Genomic DNA, 13235 nt, shown 5'->3' on the forward strand with positions numbered 1-13235 from the left:
CGGTTGAGGTTAGCAGGCCGCAGCAAAACTATTGCGGTGGTGCAGTAGATGCTGCAAATGAGCCGTTTTGCGGACCGCTGTTGGCCAGCCAACGCACCAGTAAATCCAGCAAGGCCTCGCGACTGACCGGTTTGGCCAGGTAGTCATCCGCGCCTGCGGTGATGCATTTCTCCCGGTCACCTTTCATCGCATGGGCGGTCAGGGCGATGATTGGAATGCTGCACCCATGCTCGGTCTTGAGTAAGCGGGTGGCGGTATAGCCGTCCATGGTCGGCATGGCCATGTCCATCAGGATCAGGTCAAACGGCTCGCGCTGATAACAGTTGATGGCCTCCTGCCCGTCCTTGGCTGAGCTGACAATCAGCCCGACCTCATCAAGCAGGGCCGTCAGGGCGTAAACATTGCGCACGTCATCATCGACCAGCAGCACGCGCCGGCCCTCCAGCGGATTCTCGGCGCGTGGCGCTCCCAGCCGCGTGGGGTTGCGCACGCTGCCAAGGAAGCCTTGCACGGCCTCACTGAGGTCCTGCATGTCCTCACCATGCTTGTGCACCACCACCGCGCTGTAACGACGCAAGCGCTGCAAGGCCTGGCGGGTGACATCCACCCCGGTATTGATCACAACACGCGTGCCATTCAGCGGGCGCTGCCGGTTAAGGGTTTCCAGCAGTTCAAAGCCATCCTGATCAGGCAGATCAAGGTCGATCACCAACGCACTAAAAACTCCGCTGGCATAAGCTCGCTGCGCTTCATCAGCTCGCGCGCAGGCTTGCACGTCAAAGCCCAGCTGCTGCAGATGCTCGCGGTAATGTTCGCGCTCAACCTCAACATCCTCGACCAATAGCAAGCGCTGGGCAGGCGACGGGGCAAGCTGTTGCAAGTCGACAAACACCTGCTCCAGATCAGCCCGCTGAATCGGCTTGACCAGATAGCGCGTGCCGTCATCATTCCAGTCCACCGGTTGCGGCACGCAGGAGATGATGTGCACCGGCGTGATGCGGTGGCTGGCCTGGCTGCGCAGGCGGCGAAACAGCTGCCAGCCGCTGATATCCGGCAGCAGAATATCCAGGATCACCGCGCTGAAGCACTCGCTCTGCAGCAAGTTGAGGGCTTGCACCCCAGAGCGGCAATGCACACTGGCAAAGCCGTGGGCGTGTGCCTCCTCGGCCAGTACCGCCGCAAAATTCACGTCGTCTTCAACAATCAGTACCGCTGGGCCTTCACCACTGCGCTGCGGCGCGTCCACGACCGACTCCGCCTGAGTCTGCGCCACCACCCGCACGGGCAGTAGCACGGTGAAGCAGGAGCCCTCGCCTAAGGTGCTTTGCAGGTTGATCTCGCCGTCCATCGCCAGCACCAGCTGGCGGGTGATGGCAAGCCCCAAACCCGTGCCACCGAAGCGCCGACTGGTAGAGCCGTCGATCTGCTGAAAAGCCTGAAAAATCTGCTCATGCTGCTCGGCAGGGATACCGATCCCGCTGTCGCGAACGCTGAAATTGAGCAGCTCATACCCCTCCTCCGGCTCACCACTGGCGCAGGACACCGTCAGGCTCACCTCGCCGTGCTCGGTAAACTTCAACGCGTTGGACAGCAAGTTACGCAGGATCTGCTGCAGGCGAATGCGGTCTGCGTGAATCACCCGCGGCACCCCGGCTTCCAGCTGGGTATGCAGGCGCAATCCTTTGATCTCCGCCATCGGCCGTAAGCTGGCATCCAGCTCAACGAGAATATCCTGCATGCTCAGCAGTTCGAGCTTGAGCTGCATGCGCCCGGACTCGACCTTGGCCAGGTCCAGCACATCGTTGATCAATTGCAGCAGGTCACTGCCGGCACGGTGCACGATATCGGCATGTTTGGCCTGCTTCTCGGTCAGGTTGCCGGCACTGTTCAGGCGTAGCTGATCGCTGAGGATCAGGATGCTGTTGAGCGGCGTGCGCAGCTCATGGGACATGTTGGCAAGAAATTCCGACTTGTAGCGGTTGGCCAAAATCAGTTGCTCAGCCTGATCACGCAGGCGCTGCTCGGCGGCCTTGCGCTCACTGATGTCAATGATCACGGCCTGCACCAAGGCATCTTCACTGCCTCGGATTGGTGATAAGCCGACCTCCAGCGGAATCTGTCGGCCATCACGGTGCAGGCCAAACAGCTCGCGGTTATTACCCATGCGCCGCGGTTCCGGGTTGCGCTGATAGTCCTGGCGCATCGGCACATGGCTGCTACGCAAAGCCGTGGGCAGCAGGATCTCCACCGGTTGTGCCAGCAAGGCCTCACGGTCATACCCGAACAACTGCTCGGTCTGCCGATTGACCATGGCGATGCAGCCGTTCTCGTCGATCAGCACAATGGCGTTGGGAGAGGCCTCGACCACCAGGCGAAAGCGCTCTTCGGCGCCTTTACGGGCGCGCAGGTCAATCAGGTTGATCAGGTAATTGACCCCGCCTGAATCGCCCAACACGCTCAGACTGAGTGCCACCGGGACTTCTTCCCCAAGGTCGCGGCGCGCCTGGTACTCGTTGGACAACTCCGCGCTGTCACGATCAATCGCCAGCGAACTGAGCTGCTCGATACTGGGCAAAAAGCGCTTGACCCGCTCACCGACCAACCCTTCGGGCGTTGAGTCGAGTAAGTCGGCGGCGCTGCGGTTGGCCATTTCGATCCGCCCCTGGGCGTTGCACAGCAAGGTGGCCACGGGCAGGCGCTCGATCAACAGACGGAAGCGCTCTTCACGCTCACGCAGCTGGTCGGTCGCCAAGTGGTTGGCGTGCAACTCACGTTCGCGCAGGTACAGGTAGCCGCCAACCAGCAAGGCCAGCAAGGCGGCAGCCACCAGCCCCAGCCATAGGCTGGCATGCCCCTCTAGGTTGACCTGCGCAGCGTCATAGACAGCCGTGCTGCTAACTTCCAGCAGCCAATTACGCCCGTATAAGGGTAGCTCGATGGCATGACGGAACGAGGCGTCCGCGTCGGCGCCTTCTATACCGCCGCTGAGCAACAGCATGTCGGGAGCCTGCTGATCCCTCAAGGTGATGGCAAAACGGCTGGACTGGGCGCCCAGAATCCCTTCCATCAAATCATGGCTGCGAAAGACGGCGTGGAGCATGCCGAGCGCAGCAGCCCGCCGCTCTTCAGGGGTACTCAGCGGCCTGCCAGGCTGGTACACCGGCAGGTACAACAGTACGCCGGCCTGCACATTTTCTTCGGTTTCCTGCAGCAGGGTGACCGGCGCGCTCAGGGTTGCAACGCCACTGTCCATGGCTTGATCAACCGCCGCTCGGCGCACGGCCTCACTGAGCATGTCAAACCCCAGAACCCGTCGATTGCGCCAGTCCAAGGGACTGATGTAATCAATTAATAGGTAGTGTTCACGCTGCCCTGGCGGGAACACACGAAAGTTCTCACGCCCAGCCGCATGCTCCGTGGCGAGGAACGCTTCAAGCTGCTCATGAGCCAGGTAACGGGACCACGCCAGCCCCTGAATACCGGGGTATCGATCCTGCAACTGCAGCTGATCAATCGCGCGCTCCCATTCTTCACGCGATACATAGTCACTGCCCGTCATCAAGCCCGACGTACCGCGCAGCACCATTTCATAAGCCTGCATGCGACTGATGACGCGCTGGCTGATGTCCAGCGCTTCCACCTCAAACTGTTGCTGGCGCTGTTGATGGTCACGCTGGTTCCAGGCATGCCATTGCCAGAGCGACACGCTGCCGAGGCTGACCAGCACAAACAGAGTGGCCCACAACGGTAGCCAGGGTTTACGGGCGAGAAATATGAGTCGATCGTCCATGCGCTCTCCAGTCTTCGTCCATGTCGGCGCAGTTTGGGCACTGCGGCAGCAGGGTTGAAATGAACCACTGCCAGCAGTCTAGTCACGATTTGAACGGCTGACCGAGCCTGAATCGCAGGCATAAAAAAGCCGCGCACTCGACTGAGTGCACGGCTTTTTTACAGCTTGCAGTTACAGCGGACGCAGGTTGATTTCTACCCGGCGGTTCTGTGCGCGACCGGCTTCATTGGCATTGCTGGCTATTGGCTGATTAGGGCCGGCGCCATAAGACGATAACCGCGAAGCCGCAACACCATTGGCGCTCAGGTAAGAGGCGACGCTTTGCGCACGACGGTTGGAGAGGTTCTGGTTCAACTCCAACGAGCCGGTACTGTCGGTATGGCCGACGATATCCACACCGTTCTTATCAAACTCCTTGAACACCTTAACCAGAGAATTGAGGGTTGGATAAAAGCTGCTGGAAATGTCCGCCGAGTTGCTGGCAAACGTGATGTTGCCCGGCATGATCAGTTTCAGGTCATCGCCATTGCGCTGCACTTGCACGCCAGTGCCCTGCAGGGTCTGGCGCAGCTTGGCTTCCTGGGTGTCGACGTAATAGCCGTAGCCACCACCAGCCGCACCACCCACTGCTGCACCGATCAAGGCACCTTTGCCGCGATCCTTTTTGCTCGATGTGGCCGCGCCAATCACCGCGCCAGTGACTGCGCCAACACCACCGTAGATGCCCGCTTTGCCTGCCTCACGCTCACCGGTATAGGGGTTGGTGGTACAGCCGGCGAGTACGCCAAGACCGAGGGTCACAACAGCCAGATTTCGCCAAAGTTTCATGCGTACTTCCTTTGAATATCGGATCGGGACAAGCTTACCGTCGGGTTTCGAGCCCAATACCTGGCTAAAGTTCACTGCCAGGGATCATTGCGCCGACCAGCAACCGGCTAAGCACGAACAAATGGATTCTCACGCATCTCATCACCGAGGCGCGTATCAGCGCCGTGCCCCGTAACCACGGTGGCGTCTTCATCCAAGCTGTACAGGCGCTGCTTGATCGAGCGCTCAATGGTCGGGTAATCGCCGCCCCACAAATCAGTGCGCCCGATGCCACGCTTGAACAGGGTATCGCCAGCGATCAGCAGCTTGTCCTGGGGGAACCAGAAACTCATCGAACCTGGCGTATGCCCCGGCGTGTGCAGCGCTACGCCACAACCGCAGGCCAGCTCTTCGTCATCACTCAACCACTGATCCGGGGCCGGCACCGGGGTGTAAGGCACGCCGAACATGCGGCACTGCATTTCCAGATTGTCCCAGAGGAACTGATCCTCTTTATGCAAATGCAACGTCGCGCCGGTTTTCTCCTTCATCTGCCCAGAGGCGAGGAAGTGATCCAGATGGGCGTGGGTATGAATGATGCTCACCACCTTCAACCCGTGCGCCTCCAGACGCGCCATGATCAGATCAGGATTGCCGCCCGGATCGACCACGATGGCCTTCTTGGTCACAGGGTCACCGATGATCGTGCAGTTGCACTGCAAAGGCCCGACGGGGAAGGTTTCGCGGATCAGGGTCGGGGTTGCGGCAGAACTCATGGTTATTCCTCAGCGCGGTAATCGCTGGGCAGTTTACCCGTCCATTTCTTGAACGCACGGCGAAAATTCGACGGGTCGCTGAAGCCCAGCAGGTAGGCGATTTCATATAGCGGCAGGTGGGTGGTGGTGAGGTATTGCAGGGCCAGGCTCTTGCGTACTTCATCAAGCACTTGCTGGTAACTGGTGCCCATGCTGGACAGGTGTCGGCGCAGGCTACGGCCACTGGTGTGCAGGGCCTCGGCAGCACTGGCCAGGTCAGGAAAATCGCCGGGCCGCGCCAGCAGTAAGCGGCGCACACGGGTCAGCAGGCCGTCCTGTACATCCAGGCTTGCAAGCAGGGCTTCGCATTGCTGCTCGCACATCTGCACCGTGGCCGGGTTGGCCAGGGCCATCGGCCGGTCCAGGTAGGTGATCGGCATGCTCAGGCGATGATAGGGCTGCTCAAACGCCACCGCGACGCCAAACAGCCGCTCGTAGCGCTCGGCGTAATGCGGCGCAGCATGGGCAAAGCCCACCTCGACCTCCTGCAAGCGCTCGCCCACCAGAAAGCGCGCGATGGTATAGAGGCTGGTCAGCAAACCTTCTGCGGCGAAGCGGCTGAGCGGGCCCAGCGGCATGGTTTCACTGGCGCGCAATTCAATCCGCGTGCCCAGCTCGACCATTTCTAGTTCGTAGGTCAGGCCAAGCACCCGGTAGTACTTGAGGGCAAACTGCATGGCCTTGCCGAGGTTGGCGCTGGAGAGCACCGCATAGCCGAGAATGCCGTGGGTCGAGACATTTAGCCGCTGCCCGAGCAGCAGGCCCAACGCAGGCTCATCACACAAGCGCAAAGCGCTGCTGGTGAGCTGGGTGAAATCAATAAAGGACAAACGCCCCTGCGGGTTGCCCAACACTTCGGCGCGCACCCGCGCCTCGGCAAACAGCTGCGCGCGCGGTACACCCAGCTCCTCGACCAGGTCGAGCAAGGCGGCGGCGTAGGCAACGGGAACCAGTTCAGCGGAGAAATTCAATGATGGCTTCATGGGCTTCTTATTATCTGGCCAGATATGACCACTGGCAGCGACGATAACCTTGTTCGACAAAAGCCGACAAGGGCACCCCGCCCCACCGTGCCACGTCAGTCGCCTGCGTCGGTTGAGCGAAGGCTTTGGCCATACTCAGGACTTAATCGGCCGATCACCACAACCGAAGGTTTGGCGCACGCGGGCCGCGAAAGCCCTCAACGCCCTTTAAGCGCTCTAGCTCCGAGGCTTGGCATCACGATCACGCCGCCAACAAACCATTACGTTTGGTACACACGTGCAATATTGGCCATATATGACCGAAAGATTGGCTGTTGTGAACCTTTGCCGAAGCACGGGGCGAATCCATAGTTAGACCACGCTTCAGTCACAGACTCAGGGAGTCAGCATGGTCAGCACTACCCCGGCAGGTTTGCAGATTCGTCCACGGCATATGGATTTCGATTTCCCCAACCCGCTGCCGCGCCACTGGCACAGCGGTGATGCCTTCAAAAGCCATCTGTTCGACGCCATGTCGGTGTTGTTCCCCGACGGCGAGCGCTTCTTTATCGACTCGGTGCGGCACTTCCGCGACCAGATCGATGACCCGGTGCTGAAAGAGCAGATCCGTGGCTTTATCGGCCAGGAAGGCCACCACAGCCGCGAGCATCTGGAATACAGCAATCGTTTGCGCGACCTGGGTTACAACATCACCCGTATCGAAAAGCGCGCGCAGGCACGTATTCGCTATACCCAGAAGAAGTTCTCGCCGCAAAGGCAACTGGCCGCCACGGCTGCGCTGGAGCACATCACCGCGATCATGGCCGATGGCCTGCTCAAGGACCCGAAACACCTGGAAGGCGCCCACCCCACCATGGTGCGCCTGTGGCGCTGGCACGCGCTGGAGGAAACCGAGCACAAGGCGGTGGCCTTCGACGTGTACAACCAAGTTTGCGGCAGCCATAAACTGCTGCGCCGGGCGATGATCATGGGCACCTTCTTCTTCGTGCTCGATACCACTCGCGGGCTGGCGCATATGCTCAAACAGGACGGCCTGCTGTGGAACTGGCGCGTGTGGCGCGACGGCATTCAGTGGATGTGGGGCAAGGAAGGCGTGTTCCGCCCGCTGATCAGCACCTACCGCGATTTCTTCAAACCTAACTTCCACCCCTGGGAGCACAACAACCTGGAGTTGCTCTACCAGACCCGCAGTGAGTTCGATCTGCCTGTACAAAGCCAGGCGGCCTGAGCCAAACGCTGAAGTACAACGACAAGGGAGCCAGATGGCTCCCTTTTTTATTCTTCTTTATTTACCGATTACGACAGCGCTGCCGCCGCAGTCGGACTCTGCTTTATCAGCCCTGGAGAAAGCGCAGGGCATCAGCCGCGCTTTGCTGAGGGATTTCCTCCATCGGAATATGCCCAACGCCCGGATAGGTTTTTACCTGAATTCCCGGCAGGTCACGTTGCCAGAGCGGCACATGCTTGGGCGAAATCCAGCGATCACGCTCGCCCCACAGCAGCAGCGTCGGCGCCTGAATCTGTGCGACCCGTGCCGAAGTGCCGTGCAGCTCTTCTCTATTGACCTTGAGCAGCACGCGAAAGATATCCATCATCGCGCGGCGGTTGCCGGGGCGACGGCTGAGGTCGTTGTAACGATCCACCACACCCGCTTTGATCCGCGCAGGCTCGCCGTACACTTCTTTGATGCCTTGGGCGATCAGCGCACGCGGCATCCACATCGGCATTGCGACAGTGGCGCCAGGCAAGGCGGCGGCGGCAATCATCCACGGCACACGTTTCATGTGATAACCGGCGGGGTCGATCAGCACCAGTTTGTGCACGCGCTGCGGCTGTACCAGCGCGAAATTCCAGGCGATGTAACCACCCAGCGAGTTGCCCACAAGCGAGGCTTTTGTGACGCCAAGGTAGTCGAGCAGCAAGCCGAAGACCTTGATCATGCGCTCAGCAGAATAGACCCCATCGCGCGCCGGCCCGGTGAGGCCAAAGCCCGGCACGTCGAAGCGAATAACCCGATAATCCGCCGCAAAAGCGGGCACCCAGTCATCCCAGGTGTGCAACGAAGCCACCACGCCGTGGATCAGCACGAGTACGGGCTTGTCGCGGCTGCCTTCGTCACGGTAATGCACATTGAAGCCATCAAGCTCGATATAGCGCGAACCGTTGGCCGCATTGCCGTAACGTGCCTTGAGCTGCTCAAGTGGCAAGGCACCGAAGCCCAAACGGGCAAAGCCGGCCGACAGCGGTGGCGTCAGCGGAAGACTGGAAGCAGACATGCAGGCACCTCGTGATTGTTGTTATGAGCGTGTATCAAACCACGCTCACCGCTGGCTGACGCCTAACCTAGGTTGAGCGTGGCAAGGGGCACAGCGAGGCGATCAACAAATCACTGAGAATGCGTTTGGCCTGCTCGATTTCATCGCGGCGGGCGGCACGACCGAGTAACTCCAATGACGCTGCTTCCATGGCCCAGATGAGCGCGCGATAGGTCAACGGCTCGGCAGCCGGGGTGTCGCCATGCAGACGCTCAGCAAGCAGGCGCGCCATTTCGCTGTGCGCCCGCTGCCGGTGAGCCGCCAGCGGTGAATCGGCGCGCAGGGCTTCTTCCTGCATCAAGCGGATGATCGGGCCAACGGCTAGGTGATAGTCAAAATAACGCCCGACCATGCCTTGCAACCAGGCTTGCGGGCTACCGGCGATGCTCTGCATTTCACGAAAGCGTGTGAGCAGCAAGGCCACGGCCGTTTGATAGATGCCTTCGAGCACCTGCATCTTGTTTTCGAAGTATTTGTAGAAGGTGCGCCGCGAAACGTTCGCCGCCAGCAACAGGTCATTGACCGTGGTCTCGGCCACGCCTTTGCGGGCAAAGACGGCAATCGCCGCCAGCTGGATATTGGTCCGTTGCAGATGGCCTATCAGCGGCCCTTCACCGTCCTGCTCTTGTTGCTGAGCAACGGCACCGTAGCCGCCGAGGTCTTCAAACACCGCACGAACGGCTCCCAACTCTGCTAACGCCTGCTGCATCTGCACATGTCCCAACCAAGGCGCGGGTGACGCGCGGCGCGTAGCTGAGTACGCTGGCGGTATTGGCAATACGCAACAGCGTCAAAGCCCCCGACCACGCTCTGTCCGCAGGATTATGCTTGTGCCGCACACGCTAACACCCCGCCACCTCCTTGCGCTGGCCATCCTTTTGCTGGTTTTGCTCAGCCCCGTCCAAGCGGCGCAGTTGTTCTACCTCGGGCAAAAAATCCCCGACATTCACAAGCCGTGGAACAGCACCGATTACCAGCAGTTACTGGAGGCGTTGAACAAGGTCGACAGCACCCAGCTCAATGCCCTGCCCCGGCGCAGCGGCGAATTCACCGGACCGATTTATGAGCGCATGGTCAGCGAGGAAAACTTCCGCCCGCAGCTCAATATTTATTCGCCATTGGAGCTACGGCAGAACGAAGCCCGCGAGGTTTTATTCCGCCTGAAAGAGCTGATGCGCCTGTACTTTGATTTTCGCGCGGTGCAACAGCCCTATGCCGCGGAGGCATTGGGGCTGATGAGTTACTCGATGCGCCAGCAGGCCGTGTTGTTCACCCTGACCACGGAGTTTTGGATGACACTCTCCACTGCTGAGCAAAGCAACCCGTTACGCCTGCAAGGCCTGCATGAAACCAAGACCGCCGCTGCGATGCTGACGTCCAGCGCACTCGACTACCTTGGGCTGACCAAACAATTCGGTCGCGACGAATTGCTGCTTTACAGCGCCGAGCTGAGTAAACAGTTGCCCGAACTTTTTGTGCATTTGAGTGGCGATGTGCGCGCGCTGCTGCTCGCGCGCATCAGCCAGTTGGCTGAGCAGCATCCCAACAGTGATGTACAAATCACCATGGCCGAATTGCTGCCGGTGCTGACCAGTATTGAAGAGGATATACAAGGCAAACTGGCCGCTGCGGAGGCGCAACCACGCAGGGCAGCCACACCCAGCCTGGACTTGAGCGTGCCGCAGGAGTCAGCGCAGCAGCCCTAAGCCCTTGGCCCGCGCCACTGCTTGAGTGCGGCGCTCCACGCCCAGTTTGCTATTGATGTGGCGGGCGTGGGTCTTCACCGTGTGCAGGGAGATAAACAGGCTGTCGCTAATTTCCTGATTGGAACACCCCTGAGCAATCAGCTGTAACACCGCCAACTCACGCGCACTCAGGGCATCAACCACGCTGGCGTAGTCGTCCTGCACCAGCAGCGGCTCAACCTGCGGCAACAGTTGCTGCAAGGCCTCGATCAGTGGGCTCGACTCCTGCAGCAGCAATTGCTGACGCAGCCACTCCGGTTGTTTGACCAGTAACCCCTGGAACGGCAACAACCCGCCACCGGCAGCCGTTTGCAAGGCGCTGCGCATTTGTTGCTGAGCTTCACGCTCACGCCCAGCGTCGCGCAAGAGTTCGGTTAACTGCACCTGCGCAATAGCGCCCAACAACTGGCCACCGGCGTTTTGTGCCAGTTGGCTCAGCCCGCGCAGGCGTCGCTCCGCCAGTTCATCCTCACCACGCATGCGTTCAAGGGTGGCCAGGTGCAATTGAATATGCAGCGGTAGCTGCGGATGAAATTCCGGCGCAGCCGCTGCCTGTTCGCCGCCATAGGCTTGCAACAAGCGATCAAGCCAGACACCGGCCAATTCCGTCTGGCCCTGACGCAGCCACAACTCGCACTTGATCAGGGTGATCATTGCCAGGTAGTAAATGGGCGGAATGTCCCAGATGTGCATCAAGCGCTCAGCCTCAGCCAAATGGGCAAAAGCTTCGGACAAGTTGCCGGCGCGCCCCTCAAGGTGGGCCAGCACACAGTAACCAATCAGCACGCTGATATCACGGCAGGCGCGCGCTTCATTAATACCGGCGTGCAAGCGCTGCCGGGCGTGCTCCGGCTGCAAACGCAAACTCAACAGATAGCCTTCATATAACGTCAGGCGACCGCGCGCGGCGTAATGCCGCTGTGAAGAGAGGCCCACCAGCCGTTGCTGACCTTGGCGCACCTCATCCAGCGCGCGCATCACCTCACCGCGCGCCTGCAACACCCGCGCACGGTCGTAATGAGCCAAGGCTTCAAACAGCGGGTTACCCACGCGCTGAGCCAGCTCCAACGCTTCGCGATTCAAACCGCGCGCACGCCACAGATCACCATCAGCGATGGCCAGATTGGCAAGGCTGGACAGGCACATCAAGCGCTGGCCGTAGCGGTCGAGCGGCAAACAACTGAGCGCCTCCGTGCAATACGCCTGAGCGTTGACGCTGTCGCCACGACCACGGGCAATCACCCCACTCAATGCCAGCCATTGCGCGAGCAAACCTTCCTGCTCGCTGCGGCTGCTGGCCGGTAGAAACCGTTGCAACTGCGCCAGCAACTCTTCGGCGGCATCCAACTGGCAAGCCAAAGCCAAGGCCCAACCGTAGAGCAGGATCAGCCGTGGCGTGCTGGTGAGCAGGCTGTCGGGCAAGTCCATTTTCCAGCGCAGCAGAGTCGCCACATTTTGCTCGGCCAGCAATTGCTCTTCCGAGAGGTTCTGCACCAAGTTGGCGGCCACATCCGGCTGACCGGCGCGCAAGGCTTGCTCAATCGCCTCGTCCAGCATCCCGGCGCTGCTAAACCAGCGGCACGCACGCAAATGCAGCCCAGTGCTTGGCTGCGGGCGACTGCGCAATAAATCCGAAAAGAGGTGGTGATAACGAAACCACTTACCTTGCTCGTCCAGCGGCACAAGAAAGACCTGATGGGCCTGTAAGTGACGCAGAATGGCCGAGCTGTCATGACCATCGCGCAAGGCATCGCACAGTTCGGCGCAGAAGCGATCCTGGCTGGCGGTTTCATAGAGAAATGCCTGAACGTCGGCGGGCTGGCGCTCGATAACCTCTTCAAGCAAATAGTCGTGGATCAGGCCATTGGCCCCCTGAGCAATGCTGCTTAAGGCACTGGCATCTTGCGCCTCGCGCGCGGCCAGCGACCACAAGCGTAAACCGGCCACCCAGCCTTCACTGCGCAGTAACAACACAGATTGCTCATCGACTGACAGCTCGGCCCCTTGCAGGTTAAGCAGCGCCGCGCTTTCCGCATCGGTCAGGCGCAAATCATGTTCATGCAACTCAAGCAATTGACGCGACAGGCGCAAGCGCGCCAAGTGCCAATCCGGGCGCTGTCGACTGGTCACCAGCATCAGCAGTCCGGGCGGCAAATGGTTAAGGAGGAATTGTAAACAGCGGTCGAGCACCGCTCCTTGCGCCAAGTGGTAATCATCTATCACCAGCAGTAACGGCTGGCGCGGATCCAGGCGCGTGGCCAGTTCATCTAGCAACGTGTCGAGCCATTCTTCGAACGCAAACGGCTGATGGCGCTGGCGCAAGCGCAGTAAACCGAGGGCGTCTTGCCCAACGCCGGGGTAAAACTGCTGCAGCCCGGTAAGCAAACGCTCAAGAAACCGCCCCGGATCGCTGTCGCGGGCACTCAGGCCAAGCCACAAGCTCTGCCAGTGGGCCGGCAGATGCTCGCAAAACTCGATGGCCAGCGAGCTTTTACCGAAGCCCGCTGGCGCACTGACCAGTAGCAGACGCCCGGTCAAGCCCTCCAGCAGGCGCTCACACAAGCGCGGGCGCGGAATGTAACTGGCGGGCAGCGGCGGCCTGAAGAAGTGCCCGCCTAGCGCGTTGGCCGCCAAATCTAAAACAGATGTTGGAGACAAATCAGTCATTAGCCCGTTTCATGTAGTTACCCGTCATTGGCACTACCTACTTGCGCAGCCTAGCGCCTTAAGCCTGGCTTTTGAAGCCCTGAGATCGCTTGGCAAATTACACGCAGTAATTG

General features: G+C 60.1%; 9 protein-coding genes. 2 read left to right on the top strand and 7 right to left on the bottom strand.

Annotated features, from left to right (window positions below):
* Nucleotides 1–28: 28 nt before the first annotated feature.
* The 4 genes from HBN63_RS03215 to HBN63_RS03230 all read right to left on the bottom strand — a co-directional run bounded on the left by HBN63_RS03215 (nucleotide 29) and on the right by HBN63_RS03230 (nucleotide 6395).
* Nucleotides 29–3790: a CHASE domain-containing protein gene (locus tag HBN63_RS03215; protein ID WP_170048369.1), complete on the bottom strand. Its 3762-nt coding sequence runs from the start codon at nucleotides 3788–3790 to the stop codon at nucleotides 29–31.
* A 171-nt stretch (nucleotides 3791–3961) separates the two neighbouring features.
* The gene (locus tag HBN63_RS03220) at nucleotides 3962–4618 is read right to left on the bottom strand and encodes an OmpA family protein (RefSeq protein WP_160085399.1); all 657 of its coding nucleotides are present in this window, start codon (nucleotides 4616–4618) and stop codon (nucleotides 3962–3964) included.
* A gap of 107 nt (nucleotides 4619–4725) precedes the next feature.
* The gene (locus tag HBN63_RS03225) at nucleotides 4726–5373 is read right to left on the bottom strand and encodes an MBL fold metallo-hydrolase (RefSeq protein WP_170048370.1); all 648 of its coding nucleotides are present in this window, start codon (nucleotides 5371–5373) and stop codon (nucleotides 4726–4728) included.
* Between the two features lie 2 nt (nucleotides 5374–5375).
* Nucleotides 5376–6395 carry an AraC family transcriptional regulator gene (locus HBN63_RS03230; protein WP_170048371.1) on the bottom strand — a complete coding sequence of 340 codons (1020 nt, stop codon included), beginning with the start codon at nucleotides 6393–6395 and terminating at the stop codon, nucleotides 5376–5378.
* Between the two features lie 388 nt (nucleotides 6396–6783).
* On the opposite strand from HBN63_RS03230, the gene HBN63_RS03235 reads away from it, so the two are divergent.
* Nucleotides 6784–7623, top strand: a complete 840-nt coding sequence (locus HBN63_RS03235) for a metal-dependent hydrolase (protein WP_170048372.1) — start codon at nucleotides 6784–6786, stop codon at nucleotides 7621–7623.
* A gap of 106 nt (nucleotides 7624–7729) precedes the next feature.
* On the opposite strand, the gene HBN63_RS03240 is transcribed toward HBN63_RS03235, so the two are convergent.
* Nucleotides 7730–8671: an alpha/beta hydrolase gene (locus tag HBN63_RS03240; RefSeq protein ID WP_170048373.1), complete on the bottom strand. Its 942-nt coding sequence runs from the start codon at nucleotides 8669–8671 to the stop codon at nucleotides 7730–7732.
* Nucleotides 8672–8738: 67 nt separating this feature from the next.
* The gene (locus HBN63_RS03245; RefSeq protein WP_170048374.1) at nucleotides 8739–9419 is read right to left on the bottom strand and encodes a TetR/AcrR family transcriptional regulator; all 681 of its coding nucleotides are present in this window, start codon (nucleotides 9417–9419) and stop codon (nucleotides 8739–8741) included.
* Between the two features lie 121 nt (nucleotides 9420–9540).
* Between HBN63_RS03245 and HBN63_RS03250 the strand changes: the two genes are divergently transcribed.
* Nucleotides 9541–10416, top strand: a complete 876-nt coding sequence (locus tag HBN63_RS03250; RefSeq protein ID WP_170048375.1) for a hypothetical protein — start codon at nucleotides 9541–9543, stop codon at nucleotides 10414–10416.
* On the opposite strand, the gene HBN63_RS03255 is transcribed toward HBN63_RS03250, so the two are convergent.
* Nucleotides 10399–13122: a LuxR C-terminal-related transcriptional regulator gene (locus tag HBN63_RS03255; protein WP_170048376.1), complete on the bottom strand. Its 2724-nt coding sequence runs from the start codon at nucleotides 13120–13122 to the stop codon at nucleotides 10399–10401. The two genes, HBN63_RS03250 and HBN63_RS03255, sit on opposite strands and share 18 nt — an antisense overlap.
* Nucleotides 13123–13235: the final 113 nt, after the last annotated feature.

This window comes from Pseudomonas sp. WS 5011, from assembly GCF_012985775.1.
In the GTDB taxonomy this organism is placed as follows: Bacteria; Pseudomonadota; Gammaproteobacteria; order Pseudomonadales; family Pseudomonadaceae; genus Aquipseudomonas; species Aquipseudomonas peli.

What these genes read in the sequence shown, in the direction of transcription:
- HBN63_RS03230 (WP_170048371.1), bottom strand. Translation starts at nt 6,395, where the DNA reads ATGAAGCCATCATTGAATTTCTCCGCTGAACTGGTTCCCGTTGCCTAC.
- HBN63_RS03240 (WP_170048373.1), bottom strand. Translation starts at nt 8,671, where the DNA reads ATGTCTGCTTCCAGTCTTCCGCTGACGCCACCGCTGTCGGCCGGCTTT.
- HBN63_RS03255 (WP_170048376.1), bottom strand. Translation starts at nt 13,122, where the DNA reads ATGACTGATTTGTCTCCAACATCTGTTTTAGATTTGGCGGCCAACGCG.
- HBN63_RS03215 (WP_170048369.1), bottom strand. Translation starts at nt 3,790, where the DNA reads ATGGACGATCGACTCATATTTCTCGCCCGTAAACCCTGGCTACCGTTG.
- HBN63_RS03245 (WP_170048374.1), bottom strand. Translation starts at nt 9,419, where the DNA reads ATGCAGCAGGCGTTAGCAGAGTTGGGAGCCGTTCGTGCGGTGTTTGAA.
- HBN63_RS03225 (WP_170048370.1), bottom strand. Translation starts at nt 5,373, where the DNA reads ATGAGTTCTGCCGCAACCCCGACCCTGATCCGCGAAACCTTCCCCGTC.
- HBN63_RS03235 (WP_170048372.1), top strand. Translation starts at nt 6,784, where the DNA reads ATGGTCAGCACTACCCCGGCAGGTTTGCAGATTCGTCCACGGCATATG.
- HBN63_RS03220 (WP_160085399.1), bottom strand. Translation starts at nt 4,618, where the DNA reads ATGAAACTTTGGCGAAATCTGGCTGTTGTGACCCTCGGTCTTGGCGTA.